Source organism: Gilliamella sp. B3892 (genome assembly GCF_026536305.1).
In the GTDB taxonomy this organism is placed as follows: domain Bacteria; phylum Pseudomonadota; class Gammaproteobacteria; order Enterobacterales; family Orbaceae; genus Gilliamella.
In genome coordinates this window covers 351,665-367,934 of record NZ_JAFNOK010000001.1, presented here as the reverse complement: position 1 = coordinate 367,934, position 16,270 = coordinate 351,665, and the positions used below count along the sequence as shown (strand labels likewise).

12 protein-coding genes and 1 CRISPR repeat array are annotated in these 16,270 nt (G+C 36.9%); of the genes, 2 read left to right on the top strand and 10 right to left on the bottom strand.

Translation table 11 applies throughout. The features are described 5' to 3' along the window. Positions 1–174: 174 nt before the first annotated feature. Genes recB through J3U74_RS01605 form a run of 3 tightly spaced genes read right to left on the bottom strand, consistent with a single transcriptional unit; the run spans position 175 to position 4,392 of the window. Complete coding sequence (gene recB, locus J3U74_RS01615; RefSeq protein WP_267329753.1) at positions 175–3,648, bottom strand: exodeoxyribonuclease V subunit beta; 3,474 nt, start codon at positions 3,646–3,648, stop codon at positions 175–177. Further along, positions 3,627–4,085, bottom strand: a complete 459-nt coding sequence (gene sixA / locus J3U74_RS01610; protein WP_220217863.1) for a phosphohistidine phosphatase SixA — start codon at positions 4,083–4,085, stop codon at positions 3,627–3,629. Before sixA ends, recB begins: the two co-directional genes overlap by 22 nt. A gap of 10 nt (positions 4,086–4,095) precedes the next feature. Next, complete coding sequence (locus J3U74_RS01605) at positions 4,096–4,392, bottom strand: YfcZ/YiiS family protein (RefSeq protein ID WP_220217864.1); 297 nt, start codon at positions 4,390–4,392, stop codon at positions 4,096–4,098. A gap of 266 nt (positions 4,393–4,658) precedes the next feature. Between J3U74_RS01605 and J3U74_RS01600 the strand changes: the two genes are divergently transcribed. Continuing rightward, entirely contained in the window at positions 4,659–6,053 is a 1,395-nt protein-coding gene (locus J3U74_RS01600) for an MFS transporter (RefSeq protein ID WP_267329752.1), read from the top strand. A 38-nt stretch (positions 6,054–6,091) separates the two neighbouring features. Here J3U74_RS01600 and J3U74_RS01595 read toward each other — a convergent pair whose 3' ends face one another. From J3U74_RS01595 to J3U74_RS01575, 5 genes are all read right to left on the bottom strand, one after another. After that, positions 6,092–7,861, bottom strand: a complete 1,770-nt coding sequence (locus tag J3U74_RS01595; protein ID WP_267329751.1) for a DEAD/DEAH family ATP-dependent RNA helicase — start codon at positions 7,859–7,861, stop codon at positions 6,092–6,094. Positions 7,862–8,213: 352 nt separating this feature from the next. Continuing rightward, the gene (nlpI, locus tag J3U74_RS01590; RefSeq protein WP_220217867.1) at positions 8,214–9,065 is read right to left on the bottom strand and encodes a lipoprotein NlpI; all 852 of its coding nucleotides are present in this window, start codon (positions 9,063–9,065) and stop codon (positions 8,214–8,216) included. Positions 9,066–9,089: 24 nt separating this feature from the next. Further along, on the bottom strand, positions 9,090–11,207 hold the full coding sequence (gene pnp / locus J3U74_RS01585) for a polyribonucleotide nucleotidyltransferase (protein ID WP_366518721.1): 2,118 nt from the start codon (positions 11,205–11,207) through the stop codon (positions 9,090–9,092). A 309-nt stretch (positions 11,208–11,516) separates the two neighbouring features. After that, positions 11,517–11,786: a 30S ribosomal protein S15 gene (gene rpsO / locus J3U74_RS01580; RefSeq protein ID WP_220217868.1), complete on the bottom strand. Its 270-nt coding sequence runs from the start codon at positions 11,784–11,786 to the stop codon at positions 11,517–11,519. A 150-nt stretch (positions 11,787–11,936) separates the two neighbouring features. Continuing rightward, entirely contained in the window at positions 11,937–12,860 is a 924-nt protein-coding gene (locus J3U74_RS01575; RefSeq protein WP_267329750.1) for a LysR family transcriptional regulator, read from the bottom strand. A 262-nt stretch (positions 12,861–13,122) separates the two neighbouring features. Continuing rightward, positions 13,123–13,570: direct repeats of the CRISPR family, unit length 28 nt; unit sequence TTTCTAAACAGCCTATGCGGCTGCAAAG. A gap of 243 nt (positions 13,571–13,813) precedes the next feature. Here J3U74_RS01575 and J3U74_RS01570 point away from each other — a divergent pair. Continuing rightward, the gene (locus J3U74_RS01570; protein WP_267346891.1) at positions 13,814–14,032 is read left to right on the top strand and encodes a hypothetical protein; all 219 of its coding nucleotides are present in this window, start codon (positions 13,814–13,816) and stop codon (positions 14,030–14,032) included. Between the two features lie 647 nt (positions 14,033–14,679). Here the strand turns inward: J3U74_RS01570 and cas6f are convergent. Both cas6f and csy3 read right to left on the bottom strand, forming a co-directional pair. Continuing rightward, positions 14,680–15,243, bottom strand: coding sequence for a type I-F CRISPR-associated endoribonuclease Cas6/Csy4 (gene cas6f, locus J3U74_RS01565; protein WP_267329550.1), 564 nt, complete (start codon positions 15,241–15,243; stop codon positions 14,680–14,682). A 5-nt stretch (positions 15,244–15,248) separates the two neighbouring features. Then, complete coding sequence (gene csy3 / locus J3U74_RS01560; RefSeq protein ID WP_267329551.1) at positions 15,249–16,253, bottom strand: type I-F CRISPR-associated protein Csy3; 1,005 nt, start codon at positions 16,251–16,253, stop codon at positions 15,249–15,251. Positions 16,254–16,270: the final 17 nt, after the last annotated feature.

Here is a 16,270-nt window from a genome sequence, read left to right as displayed (position 1 = left end):
CGATTTTGACCAAATAAAAAGGCACAATTTTTGTGCCTTCTAACTACCTTTTACAAATCTACCACTTGATCATAACGCCGAGTAAATCATGAAAGATAATGGGAAAAATAAAAGGATATTGGTTATGTCAGCACTAAAATAATAAGTGAAAATTAGTGCATACACTCAGTTTTTTTAACAATGCGAATCTTGACCGTCAAATAGCTCATCGAGCTTTTCAATAAACTGTTGATGAGGTAAATGGAAGAAAACACCTTGTTCAGGCATTCCACGCAAAAAGAGATAATAAACACCACCAAAATGGTCTTGATAGCGATAATTCGGTAAACGGCTTTTTAAAAAACGGTGTAGCGCTAAACAGTAAAGTTGGTATTGCAAATCATAGCGATGTTCACACATCACTTGTTTGATAGCATTTTGATCATAAGCTTGTTCGTTTTCACCCAACCAATTTGATTTATAATCGATGATATAGTATTTCCCTTCGAACTCAAACACTAAATCAATAAAACCTTTTAGCATGCCTTTAATGGTTTCAAAATCAAGTTCGGGGCACTGCAATGATAACTCATCATACTGTTTACATAAGTTATCAAATTGCTGGCTGGTCACCGCTTGACGTATCGGCAAATAGAACTGTAATTCATTGATGCATTTACCATTTAATAGATTCATTAAAGTAGCACCTTTTTGATGAAGTTCAGTGGTTAACATTCGTTCAATCCAAGTCGTTATGACCGGCAACCAGTTGTCTTCTAAATTAAGTTTTTTGAGCATATCACCGCACAATTGGTTGATATTAGTGGGTGAAATATTTTCCATGATTTTATGTAACAAAGTACCAACATAGGCACCCTTAGGAAAATGGTGAATATCCAACTGCGTCTCTGCGTAAGTAAGATTGTCGATTGATTGTTCTTGATCTAAATCCCAATTACTAATCACATCTGAATTATATGGTAAAACCGTATAGTGTTTTTGCAACTCACTATAGCTAGTCACTCGCCAGTTAGTTGTAAATTTACGCTCAAAAACATTTGCGGATAATGATTCATTCAATGGTTGAGTTGAAATATATTGCTCAGTTGAAATTGGCAGTTCAACATTAACCAAATGAGCAAAATTACCGACTGCATTTAAGTCATCTTTCAATAGATAATTGATTGCAGATTGGCTTTTTTTCAAAGGGGCTAAACCAATACTACAATGATAAACCGATCTTGTCATAGCAACATATAACAGTCGTAAATCTTCAGCTAAGCGCTCATCTTCTATCTGCTGTTTAATTTCATCGGTCAACTGCCAGGCATAGGTTGCTCGATAGTCGTTAGATTTATCATGATAAAAGCGACTGTCAGAGACTCGAAATTGCGCAATAAACGGTAACCATACAAGCGGAAATTCTAAACCTTTAGACTTATGAATGGTAATAATTTTGACCAGATTTTCATCACTTTCCAAACGCTGTTCATGATTTTCGATATTAAAATCCGGATTAACAATTTGTTTAGTCAGCCAACGTACCAAGGCGTAAGGGCTGTCTAATTCATCTGCGGCTTCTTGCAATAATTCGCCCAAATGCATAAAGTTAGTTAATATTCGTTCACCACCTTCACTTGCCAAAATATTTTCAGCCAAATGGCGTTTTTTCATCATACGGCGTAACATAACTAAGACGCCATAATAGTGCCAAATAATTTGGTATTGCTTAAACTCCTCAATTAAGCTTTCCCATTTATCTTGATCATCGCTGATTTGCTCAAGTTCTGCCATGGATTGCCCGAGTAATTTGGTCATTAATGCTAAGCGTAACGCTGATTCATTTTCAGGCATGAGCACTGCTTGTAATAAGCATAGAACTTGTTGCGCTTCATCGGATAGAAAAACGCTAGTGCGATTTGATAAATAGACACTTTTGACACCACTTTGATGCAACTTTTGTTGAATAATTTCAGCTTCTCGCCCGGTACGAACTAAAATAGCAATATCAGCTGTCGATACTCTACGTGGCGCAGTTCCATCATGAATTGATATCGATTGATCAGTTAACCACGCCACAATTTGCTTTGCACAGCACGATGCCATATATTCCTGATATTCGGTTTTCGTTGTCACTTGTTCAGGCAATAAATAGGCAGTTAACGCATTGGTTGGTTGACTATCGATAAGTAGCGCTTTTTGCCTATTACGCTCAGCACTATCCATGTTTAAAAATGGAATATTTTCAAAAATAAATGGATTATCATGATTGGCAAACAGCTGATTTACCGCTTCAACCATTGATGCTGATGAGCGATGATTGATGTGCATTGTAAAATGATTTTCACCAGTGGATTGCTTCGCTTTGAGATAGGTAAAAATATCAGCCCCCCTAAAGCTATAAATCGCTTGTTTAGGATCGCCAATAAACAGTAAACCAGTATCTAAACTATGTTTAGGATAGATATAATCAAAAATTTTGTATTGCAACGGATCGGTATCTTGAAACTCATCAATCAAGGCAACACAATATTTGCTAGCAATACTTAATGCTAATCGCTTACCATTTTTAGCGCGTAAAGCTCGATGAAGTTGCCATAGCAGATCATCAAAACTCATTTCTCCACGTTTAATCTTTTGGTAATAGATCCCTTTTTGAACAATTTTTACTATGTCCATTAAGATTAAGCTACGTAAATTAAGCACACTATTGCACAGTGCTTCAATCTGTTCAAAAATTGGATGGGTCGGTGCTGTTTGGCCTTTATTAGTTTTTTCTAACAAAACAGATTGGCAAAATTTTGAAAGCTCTGTTGGTAAGCCAAAGGTTTGTGTAGCTGTTTGTGCCCAAGATGTGATCTTATTCAACCAATTAGGTAAATATCGACTACTGTAAGATTTCTTATTTACGCCGGATTGGGTAATAATATCCGACAATTGGTTAACCGAAGTAAGCCACGCTTTTTTAATGGCATCAATTTTTGCAAAATTTTGCTGATAAAACGCTTTGATCTTCTCAATTAGTTCCAGTTCTTCATCATTTGAATCATCAAACTCAACATTTAAATAAGGCGTTAAATCGGCTAATAGTGCCGTTGGTTCTTGCCAAGTTTCAAGCACTAAATAAGCTAGCGATTTATCTAGTGGTATAAAATATTGGCGCCAAAAATCTTGAATTACATTTAATTTTAGTTCGTATTCATCGGCAATCAAAGATTGTTCAAAAAGAACACCCGATTCAAAAGCATGGCTGGTTAATATACGTTGACAGAAGCTATGAATTGTATAAATAGCCGCATCATCCATCGATTGTTGCGCTTGCGTCAACTTTTCGATAGCAATATTTTTATTTTCAATAAGATCGATTAATTGTTGATAAATCGGATCTTGATGCTTGCCTTCAATTATGGCTAATTTTAATTCCTGAATATTTTGTCTGATACGTGAGCGTAGTTCTTGTGTTGCCGCTTTGGTAAAAGTCACCACTAATATTTGACTAACATCGAGCGGTTTAGGATAACTGTTTTCACCAATACCAAGCAACAATCGTAAATAGATGATTGCAAGCGAATAAGTTTTACCCGTACCAGCCGACGCTTCGATCAGCGTTCGACCAGTTAAAGGTAAATCAAATAGATTGAGTTTTTTTATTCCGGTTGATGAAACCATTCAAGTTTCCCTGCCGCATTTGAAGATAAATCAACGCAAGCAATAGCTGCTGTCGGGAACATCGGAGGCGATACTTCTGGACACAGTTCATTAACCAAATAGCCCACTAATGGCAAATGCGATACAACCATAACATTTTGGCATTGAGTCGATGCAAGAGCAGTTAATAAATCAGCGATATATGACGGATTACCTCCCGGCACTAAATTCTTTTCAGTTTCATTTTTTGCCACAAAAACTTGAGAAGACAATTGTGCAAAGGTCTGCTGAGCACGTAAATACGGGCTAACTAGTCCAAGATCAAAACTAAAGTCCTGCTGTTTAAGCCAAAGACCAGCTTGCTTTGCTTGCTTTTGACCAAACTCGGTAAGTGCACGGCTAGCATCTGATGAAGCAGAAAAACCTGCTTCACCATGTCTGATAATACAAACTTTCATTTATATCTGATTAGCGTAATTTTAATTGAAAAATTAAACACTCAGCGCCACAACAAAAGGTGAACTTAGCTGTTAATTTAAAACCATTTTCAACTTTATCAATGCTGCTATTGATTTCGCATGGTTCTGAGGCAACATCATTAGCAGCTTGAGTTAATGATGCCAATTTAGCTTCAGCTTCTGATTGTGTTGCAAAAACATGCTCGTACTCTGCGCTACAATCTTCATTATCAATGATTGTACCCACATCAACACAACAACACGCTGGCGTGTCGTTGGCTTTACATTTATTTAAAGAATCTGTCATGCTATACCTCTGTTATACCGATTAATTTGCTAGTAGTATACTCTCAATCAAATCTAAGGGCAAAATTCTCAAGTATTTTACCCTATCAATTTGTTTGCTTATTAGCATGGAAGATTGCCAAAAATTGGCTTAATCGTGCCAACCCAAAAATAGTCCAACTAAGCGCAATTAAGTATCCTATCGTGTATAAAGAAATTAAAAATCTCGTTCTTATTACTCAAATTTTTTGTACTATATATTGATAGTTATTTTTTATTAGTGAACATATGCAGCAAAATAATCATGTCCGAAAAATGGCGATTTTAGTCGCAGCAACATTTTTTATGGAAAACTTAGATGCCACCGTCATCACAACGGCTATACCGGATATGGCTAAATCTTTTTATGTTAACCCGCAAGCGCTTTCAATAGGCATTAGTGCTTACATGCTTGCCTTAGCTATTGGCCTACCCGCCAGTGGTTGGCTGGCAAATCGTTTTACCGCGCATCGGGTATTTTCCATTTCGATTGTTTTATTTATGTTAGCTTCATTATTTTGTGCCCTTTCAACTAACCTGACAATGTTCACCATAGCAAGGTTATTGCAGGGATTAGGCGGATCATTAATGGTACCGGTTGGGCGAACAGTTGTTTTAAGCCGCACCGAAAAAGACCAACTGGTTAATACTATTTCTATTTTAGTTTGGCCAGGTCTCATTGCGCCTGTTATGGGACCTTTGATTGGCGGATTTTTTGCCCAATATCTCACATGGCATTGGATTTTTATTCTTAATATTCCGCTAGGGGTTATCGCATTATTTTTTGCAAGGAAATTAATTCCTAAAGAGCGACCACAAAAGCGGGCGTTTGACGGAATCGGTTTTATATTGTGCGGCTTAGGTTTACTGCTTTTTGTTTACGGGCTGGAGATGATTTCACACACCGAAAACAGTATCTGGCTGTGCTTATCGATTGTTTTTTCCGGCAGTATGATATTGACCATAGCTTGTTATCATTTAACCCACTCAAATAATCCATTAATAAGCTTGCATGCATTTTCAAAACGAACTTTTCGAACCAATTTTTTGGGTGGATCATTAATCCGCATTGCCTTAAGCAGTGCACCTTTTCTGTTACCACTTATGTTTCAAGTTGCATTTGGCTGGTCACCATTATTGGCCGGATCGCTATTATTGGTTTTATTTGCTGGTAACATCACACTTAAATTAGTCAATACAAGTTTGATCCGTCGCTATAGCTTTCGTCATATCTTAATTATAAACGGCCTATTGTTATCACTCAGTTTTGTCTTATGCGCCTTTTTTACGGCACAAACGCCAATGATATGGATGATAGCCGTATTGTTCCTATCCGGAGGGGCAAGATCAATTCAATTTACAACGCTAAATACTTTAGGCTTTTCGCAAATTGATAAAAGTGAAGTACAAAGCGCTAATATACTTTCAACTATTGCGCAACAAATCAACAATGTTTTGGGGGTAGTATTAGGGGCATTATTCTTATTTATCGCAGCTTGTTTTCATGGACATAATAATACCAATTTAACAGTTGAAGATTTTCGTTTGGCATTATTAATGGTTGCTGGGTTAACTCTTGTCGCTATGATTGATTTTATGACACTTCCTAAAAGTGCCGGTGAAAATATTCGAGGTAATCATTGATAAAAAAAACCTCTGCCATTAAGCAGAGGTTTTGACAATTAAAACTTAGGTGCCGGCGCACGACCACGTTTTTTTGTAAAGCCTTTCTCTTTCGATTCAACTTTACTACTACCACGACGACCACGCTTAGCATCAGAAGATGCGCCATTGACTAAACTCATCTTCATTGGTTGATTAAGGACTCTCACTTTTTCAAAGTGTTTTAAGATATCCTTAGGCATCCCTTTTGGTAATTCAACGGTTGAATAAGTATCATAAAGTTTGATATTACCAATATAACGGCTACTAATATCCGCTTCATTGGCAATCGCTCCCACAATGTGGCGAACTTCAATACCGTTTTCTTTACCAACTTCGATACGATACATATCCATTTCACCAACATCACGACGTTCACGGCGTTTCGGTGCTTCTCGATTATCGCCACGTAAACGACGCTCGCCATTACGTCCATCACGATCACGCATATCGCGAGAAGGTTTGAACACCGGATCAGGTGGTAAAATTAATGGGCGTTCACCTTGAGCTAATTTAAGTATAGCCGTCGAAATAGTTTGAAGATCAGCGCCACATTCTGTTTGAATCTGGTTTAATAGTGCTTGATACTGATCCAAATCACTACTTTCAAGCTGTGCTTGTACTTGTTGAGTAAACTTAGCTAAACGACGTTTTTCTAACAACTCTTTTGACGGTAAACCCACTTCCGGAATTGGTTTTTTAATCGTTTGTTCTATATTTTTAAGTAATCGACGTTCACGGCTATCAACAAATAAAATTGCACGACCGGCACGCCCTGCTCGACCAGTACGACCAATACGATGAACATAAGATTCAGAATCTAAAGTAATATCATAGTTAATCACTAAGCTAATACGTTCAACATCAAGACCTCGTGCCGCAACATCCGTTGCAATAAGGATATCTAATCGACCATTACGCAAACGATCAAGTGTTTGTTCACGTAACTGTTGCGTCATATCCCCATTTAATGCTGCACAACTATAACCGTGTTTTTCAAGGACTTCAGCAACATCTAAAGTTGCAGTTTTAGTACGAACAAAAATAATGGCAGCATCAAAATCTTCTGCCTCTAAGAAACGAATAATCGCTTCATTTTTACGCATACCACGAACTAACCAGTAACTTTGATCAATATCAGGAGCGGTTTGATTCGTACCCTTGATTTGTACCTCTTTAGGGTTATGCATAAAACGCTTAGTGATACGACGAATTGGCGCTGGCATCGTCGCTGAAAATAGTGCTGTTTGATGATCTTCCGGAATGGTTGCCATAATACTTTCAACATCATCGATAAAGCCCATTCTTAACATTTCATCGGCTTCATCGAGTACTAATCCTTTAAGATTTGAAAGATCAAGCGTTTTACGATTTAAATGATCAAGTAAACGACCTGGTGTACCAACGACAATTTGAGGTCCTTGTTTTAAAGCACGTAATTGCACATCATAACGTTGACCACCGTACAGTGGTAATACTTTAACGCCTTTCATATATTTAGCGTACTCTGCGCAAGCATCGGCAACTTGAATAGCTAATTCACGAGTTGGCGCTAAAACTAAAAGTTGTGGTGCCTTTAAATTGACATCAATATTCATCAAAAAAGGAATTGAGAAAGCGGCGGTTTTACCACTACCTGTTTGTGCCATCCCTAAAACATCATTTCCAGCTAATAAAAGTGGAATACATTCAGATTGAATAGGTGATGGTTTAGTAAAACCTAGATCATTTAATGCATTAAGTATATCTTCGGATAAACCAAGATCAGTAAAAGAAACTTCTGTTGTCATGTAAACTCGCTTTGAAAATTTGAAAACCAAAACTGACTTTTTATGCAATAACAATTCCGATGATTATCAATAACGATAACCCTCAGTCAGGTTTTTTAATGATGTATTGCTTTTAAAAAAGAAAGTTTAATCAATTTATGCCAGCTCACTAAATGGAAAATTTACAACTCACCCCAATAACTAACTGCCGATACGCTTTAAGGCTATTCGAATTGTGCAACATAGTTATATCGGTACAATCTTTATGAAAGATAAAACGGATTAACAGCATCATCAAATAGTTGTGTATATAATTGGCAAATCAGAACTACGCTATAACAATATTTTCACTTTTAAACTGGCATGACCCTTGTTACTTTTCATCAAGTAACTTTAATTCGTAAAGTGCCTGTTGATGTTCAACAAAGTTATAAATATTATTGGCTAAAGCATATTTAAATAACATTTTGGCACGCTCGTTGTCACCTTTACTCTGATAATATTTACCTAAGTAAAAGTATGTTTCACAAAGGCGCTCAGCTAACTGCCGATTATTTTCAACGCCTTGTTGAAGATTTTGCATTAATTTAGATTGACTAATTTTACCTAAATAAAATGCAACGATATCGCTACTATAAACAGTTTTATCACTAATTTGATCGTAACGTTTTTGTAGCATTTTTTGTGCGGCTTGTTTATCTGCCTCTTTTTCAATCAGATATAGCCACAAAATTCGGATTGGTTCATTCACATCATATTGATGGAATTTTATTGCATCTCGTTGAGCTGTTTGATAATGTCCGGTACGATACAACGCAATAGCACGATTGAAATAAGCAAAAGCATAAGCAGGATCGAGCTCTAAAGTCGTATTAAACAACATTATCGCAGTATCAAATTCCCCATCTCTTAAGGCATAAGTACCTAAAAAGTTATAGAGATCTGCAACATCAGAGTTCATACTTAATAAATGATTAAAATCACTTTGTGCAAACGCTTTAAAACCTAATGAATCGTAAACAATACCCCGTTCAAAAATAAGCTGCATTCGTGTCACAGGGTCAATATCTTTTCGTGATAACTGTTGGCTGAGCTGAGCAATTTTCAATTCGTCATCATAAGAAATTTGCTCCGGAACAGCCAATACAGTAAAAGAACTACTACAACCTGATAAAATAGCAACTGCCAATAAACAGGCTATAATTTTCAGGTTGAATAGTCTCATATTGAACTCCTGATGAATAATCTTTTATTCTGCTGTCGTCGGAGCAACGTCTGGTGTTGATTCGACGGCGTCTTTCATACTTAAACGAATGCGCCCTTGGCGATCTATTTCAAGAACTTTTACATTCACTTCCTGCCCAACTTTCAAATAATCTGCCACTTTTTCAACTCGGTGGTCAGCAATTTGTGAGACATGAACAAGACCTTCTTTGCCACCAATAACAGAAACAAACGCACCAAAATCAACAATACGTGTCACTTTACCGGTGTAGATTTTGCCAATTTCGACATCAGCAACCAGATTATTAATGCGAGCCATAGCATCTTTGGCTTTATTGCCGTCAGAAGCTGCAATTTTCACTGTACCGTCGTCCGATATCTCAATTGTTGTACCTGTTTCTTCGGTTAATGCACGAATAGTTGCGCCACCTTTACCAATGATGTCACGGATCTTATCAGGATTGACATTCATAGTGTAAATACGTGGTGCAAATTCAGAAATCTCTTGACGAGGTTTGTTAATCGCTTGCTCCATTACGCTTAAGATGTGTAAACGAGCACCTTTTGCTTGGTTTAGCGCAACTTGCATAATCTCTTTAGTGATGCCTTCAATTTTGATATCCATTTGTAAAGCACTCACACCTTCACGGGTACCAGCTACTTTAAAGTCCATATCACCAAGATGATCTTCATCACCTAAAATATCAGAAAGCACAACAAAGTTATCACCTTCTTTCACTAATCCCATTGCAATACCGGCAACAGAAGATTTGATTGGCACACCTGCATCCATAAGCGCTAATGAAGCACCACAAACAGAAGCCATTGAAGATGATCCATTTGATTCAGTAATCTCAGAAACCACACGAACAGTATATGGGAACTCTTCTTTACTTGGCATTACAGCAGCAACACCACGTTTAGCTAAACGACCATGACCAATTTCACGACGTTTCGGCGAACCAACCATACCAGTTTCACCTACTGAGTAAGGCGGGAAGTTATAGTGTAATAAGAATCGTTCAGTATACTCACCGGTTAACTCATCAATAATTTGAGCGTCACGTTCAGTCCCCAATGTTGCTGTCACGAGTGCTTGAGTTTCACCACGTGTAAATAAAGCACTACCATGCGTTCTTGGTAATACATTGGTACGAATATCCAGCGCTCGAATCATATCTTTTTCACGACCGTCGATACGTGGTTCACCGGCAATAACACGTTGGCGAACAATTTGGCTTTCTAAATCAACAATAATATTGAAAACTTCGTTTTCATCAAGCTCTTCATCTTGAGCCTGTAAAGTTGCTAAAACCTCTTCTTTAATCAGATCGATTTGTGCATAACGTGCTTGTTTTTCAGTAATACGATAAGCTTCACCTAAACGGGCTTTAGCCAATTGTGAAACGGCGTCATATAAAGCTTCGTTTTTAGCTGGTGCAACCCAATCCCATTTTTCACGATTTGCTTTAGCAACAAATTCGTTAATATTATCAATTACAACTTGTTGTTGCTCATGACCAAATACCACTGCCGCCAACATTTGATCTTCAGTTAAAATATCCGCTTCTGATTCAACCATGAGAACAGCGCTTTTAGTTCCTGCTACCACTAAATCTAAACGACTGCTGGCAAGCTCTTTTACTGAAGGGTTTAAGACAAATTCATCGTTGATAAATCCAACTCGTGCAGCACCAATTGGACCATGAAATGGTACGCCAGATAGACAAAGCGCAGCAGATGCACCAATCATAGCAACTAAATCAGGGCTTACTTCAGGATTAACTGAAACAACGGTTGCAATAATTTGAATTTCGTTAACAAATCCTTCCGGAAATAACGGGCGTAATGGACGGTCAATTAAGCGTGCAATTAAGGTTTCACCTTCACTTGGGCGTCCTTCCCGTTTAAAAAATCCACCCGGAATACGACCAGCGGCATAAGTACGCTCTTGGTAGTTAACCGTTAACGGGAAAAAGTCTTGGCCTTCTTTAACTTTTTTATTCGCAACAACGGTTACAAATACAGCAGTATCATCCATATTAACCATAACGGCGGCTGTTGCTTGACGTGCCATAATTCCTGTTTCTAAAGTAACAGTATGGCGACCATATTGGAATTTTTGATATGTCGGATTAAACAAAATAATGTCCTCTTGTTATATATGCTGAAGTTTGATATCTCGACAGGAAGCAGCATCAAGCTGAACTTAGGGATATTCACTTCAACAATGTGGGGGTATTCAACAAAAGATTATTTCACTGTCACGACTAATGACAAATCTATAAATTATAGAGCTCTCATTAGTCGCGCGAAACATGGAGACAATCTTTTACCTTATTGATTTACTCTTAAAAAAATTAACTTAATTTTTTGCGCTCAGTATTATATCAGAGCCCAAACTTTTCACAACGAAAAAGAGGCCTAAGCCTCTTTTCAAGTAGATTAGTAATTAGCGACGTAAACCTAGTCTTTGAATTAATTGGTTATAACGATCGAAATCTTTACGACGTAAATAATCTAATAATTTACGACGGCTAGAAACCATACGTAATAAACCACGACGGCTGTGGTGATCTTTTTTATGCTCAGAAAAATGACCTTGTAAATCATTGATACGTGCAGTTAAAAGAGCAACTTGAACTTCAGTTGATCCAGTGTCGTTAGTTCCACGACCATATTCAGCAACGATTTTCGCTTTAGCTTCTACAGTTAGAGACATAATAAACCTCTTAAAATTAAAATAAAAAATGGAATGACCGATCTCTAATTCAGACACTCCTCGGCATTCATATAATCAATATATGAATTGTGCGCAATTATACTTGAAATTATTGAAATAGCAATGCGATTTATTCCTTTAATAGCAAGCTTATTTAAGTTTAAAACCGTACTCTTCTTGAATCAATTTTTTAAGTGCTTGTATATAATTTTGCGCCGACTGACTTAATTGCGCTTTTTGAGAGGTTATCCAACCTATTAATATCTTTTCTTCAACATCAAGCGGAATCGATAAAATATCAGAACCATTTAAATCAGTACTTAAAACACCGGTACTAATTGTATAACCATTTAACCCATGCAATAGGTTAAACAACGTCGCTCGATCACTGACATGAATGCTTTTTTTATGATAGATGGTACTTAAAATCTCTTCTGAAAAATAGAAAGAGTTATATTCACCTTGCTCAAAAGAGAGATAAGGATAATCTTCCAAATCATTAAGCGTAAGCAATTTCATTGCAGCTAAAGGATGATGAGTACTAATGAAGACATGAGGATCAGCTTCAAAAAGCGGATTAAAAGTTAAACGATGCTCTTTAAGCAAACGTAAAATCACTTTTTGGTTAAAATCGGTTAAATATAAAATGCCTACTTCGCTACGCAAATTAGCGACGTCGGTAATAATATCATAAGTTCGGGTTTCTCTAAGGGTAAATTCATATTCATCGGTATGATTTTTTTTGATGAGATTAACAAATGCATTAACCGCAAAAGCATAATGTTGTGTCGATATACTGCAAAGCTGTTTAGACGGCTCTTTTTTTGCATAGTGCTGTTCTAATAATTCAGCCTGATCCAAAACCTGTTTGGCATAACCTAAAAACTCAACACCGTCGGTTGATAGCGAAACGCCTTTTGAAGTTCGCACAAAAATCTCAATGCCAAATTCAGCCTCCAACTCCTTGACCGCAGTAGATAAACTGGGTTGGGTAATATACAAATTTTTAGCCGCTTCATTAATCGAGCCTGAGCGGGCTATTTCTAAAATGTAACGTAATTGTTGAAGTTTCATAATATTACAAGCGACCGAAACTAATCTTAATTCAAAATATAAGCTACTATAAACATTGTAATAATAATTGTACAGAAAAAGCAAAATAGCATTTTTGTGCTATCGAGCACAGGGATTTTAGAGCTTTAAAAAACTTATAACTCAACTTTTTGGGCTTTACAGCCCTAAGGTTACTTCACTAACTTGCTGTGCTACAGCGATGTTTTTAAACGGCTTGTGCAGCTGTAAAGTCAGCTGTTAAATTGTAGCTTGTACCAAGCTCTTTCTAAACAGCTTATGCAGCTGTAAAGATCTTCGACGTTAGCACCTTACAACGCTTGTATTTCTAAACAGCCTATGCGGCTGCAAAGTTCAGCATGCATTCGTTGCGACGATGAAATCTTTTCTAAACAGCCTATGCGGCTGCAAAGAGCAACAAGCGGAAATGTTGAAAAAGCTAAAGTTTCTAAACAGCCTATGCGGCTGCAAAGCAATAACTGCAATAGTTCATTCTCATCCTCACTTTCTAAACAGCCTATGCGGCTGCAAAGTAAATTCATCAACAAGCGCACATGAGGTTAATTTTCTAAACAGCCTATGCGGCTGCAAAGTTTAAACCCCGATTTAGTAAAGGAGTTTTAATTTTCTAAACAGCCTATGCGGCTGCAAAGAAAAGTCTGATAATTGCGGTAGTTCTAATTCTTTTCTAAACAGCCTATGCGGCTGCAAAGTAGAATCTTACATACTATAAACATCGTTTATAAAAACACAAAGGGCAATTTTAGGTTTAAAAACCCTTTTTTTTAACGCTTGCACAATGTATTGATTTTTAATGGTTTTATTTTTAGCTAAAAAAAAGGGTTTAAAAAGTTTGTATTTTAAACTCCCCTATTATTTCTAAACGGCTTACCATTACCTTCCACAAAAGCAAACAAATGCACCAGACCGCACCTTCACAAAGTGCCGACAACTGAGTGAGGTTAGCACGCCAAACAGGGATATTTGGCGAGGCGCTGCTTTGTCCGGAACAAATCAGCGCCGGTGCGTTAAGACCGAACGAAGGCGGAGGGCAGTCGAAGACCGCGTTGGGCGGTGCTGCGAGGGGGTATAGGGGGATTTCGCATAAAATCCCCCTATTCGGACGCATAGACCGAAATGAATATATCGACAAATTAACAGCGTCCGAAACCTAGAAACCAAAAACCCGCAACTTTCAAAGAAAGTAAAAAACCTTGTCAAAAAGTTTCAGAAAATATAGGTGTTTAAGCAAAAAAACAAAGCATTGACAAGAACTTTCAGAAAATACCCACATTTTAGTATAAAAATAAAAGTGTAAGATATTTCCAAAATATCCTAACTCCCTTATGCAACTGCAAAGGAAAAGGTTATAAGCCCGATTTTATGAGCGCATTTCTAAACAGCCTATGCGGCTGCAAAGGGTATGAATCACGATTAGCCACGCTGCAAAACTTTCTAAACAGCCTATGCGGCTGCAAAGTAGAATCTTACATACTATAAACATCGTTTATAAAAACATAAAGGACAATTTTAGGTTTAAAAACCCTTTTTAACAATTTCACAATATATTGATTTTTAATCATTTTATTTTTAGCTAAAAAAGAGTTATTAAAGTTTGTATTTTGAACTCCACAAAATCCCATTCCTCAACTTTTTTGCTGTGAAACAGCCCAAAAAACTGCTTAGTTTAAAATAAATTTACGGCAACATACCAAGGTATTTTTTGGATTCGAAAAAAGCTTTCTTCAAAAATATTGAAGCTTATCTTACTGAGCATGATAAAAAGCGTTAAGGGCATTATGATAATGCCCTTAATACTTAATTAAAAATCAGGGATGGTTGCTATTTTGCTTAGTCCATAACTGTTAAATTCACCCTGCACAGGTGTTATACATTTTTCTTGTCTTAACCACATGATAAAGTTTTGACCAGTGCTTTTGCTGGTGAAATGAAGATGTGGATAATTCAGTTGAACGCTACTCCATTTTTCAATCATTTTATTTTTTACTTCATCTGACCATTTACCTTGTGCAGTTAAACGTTTTTCAGCTCGTCTTAAAGCGCTTTGCCCTTTAGGATTGACGCGAATTAAACGTAGGTAACCTTTAATATTAGTTGGTACCGGGGTTATTGGTAAGGCGATAGTATAATCACTAACCACCGTCTGCAAGGCAGTTTTAAATTGTTGTAACTGAGCTTCATCACCAAATAATCGAATAATTCCGCCTAATGTTCGATGAACATTATAACAAGGGAAACTAACCGCAATATTACCTTGATAATTAACCAAAACTTGATGAAGTGATTGCATCACTTGGTTAATCACTTCTGTTTCAGTTATCTCAAGTTGTGGGATTGCTCTTAGTTCAAAATAGTGAGTGAGCATAATAATTACTCCTTACCACTTGCACCAAATACACCACCGCGAATCAATACCGCTATGACATAATGTTGTTGTTCAAGTGATGGCTTTTCCCCTTTTAGTACCCAGTTATCAAATAGCGTGTAAAAGTCATGTTTTTGTTTAGGTTGACGGAAAGCATGCCCCATAGTTGTGACGGCACCATAAGGTTCGATAGCAATCGGAAACTCTGCTTTTTCATCATACCAGGTATCAATGGTTCGAATAGCATTGCTGATTTTTTGCGAGTGCATAGCTGCACATTCGTTTTTCTCATAAAGTACTTTACTTTTTGTTTTTCCAGTATCTAAGATTAACTCTTGTGAAGGATACACTTCTTGACCTAAGCCCATTTTTAATTTGGCTACTATGTCGAAGATAATAAATTCTTTGTTAGATAGTCCAGCTTCGATAAGTTTAGCAAGATCTTCTATTGCTTTATCTTCGTAATCAAATGAGTTAAGTTGATATTGTTTAACATCATTTACATGAATAACAGGTTTATTATTGTGAATGATCGAAATAGTGATTTGTTCAGCTGCCATGCGATTACGCCATAACCAACGACCATTAAGTATATTAATGGCATAACGTTTAGCAAGCGTTTTCATACCGTTAGATTTTATATAATCGTTGGTCACTTTTGTTAATTCTTCTTGATACTCGATATTATTACATACTGATGGTTTGCCTAAAAATGGCAGAACTTTACAACTCCATTTAACCACTAATGTATCTTTATCGGTATCTAACGCAGCGGTATCAACCGTTTGTAAATTAGCCTTTTGAATTTCGGCATCTAATTTTGCGGGATCATTAGTAACAGCATTTTTAAGGCGATTAGAAATTGTCCCTCGAACGGATTTTTCTGATATAAAAACAGGATATAAATTGTTATCGTCTGTATCAACTTGTTGTAAAAAAACGGCATCCGAAATATCAAAACTGCGTTCGAATGCTAAAACTGAAGCGGTTGCGAATTTATCTTTACTCATAATTTCATCCTTTTTAG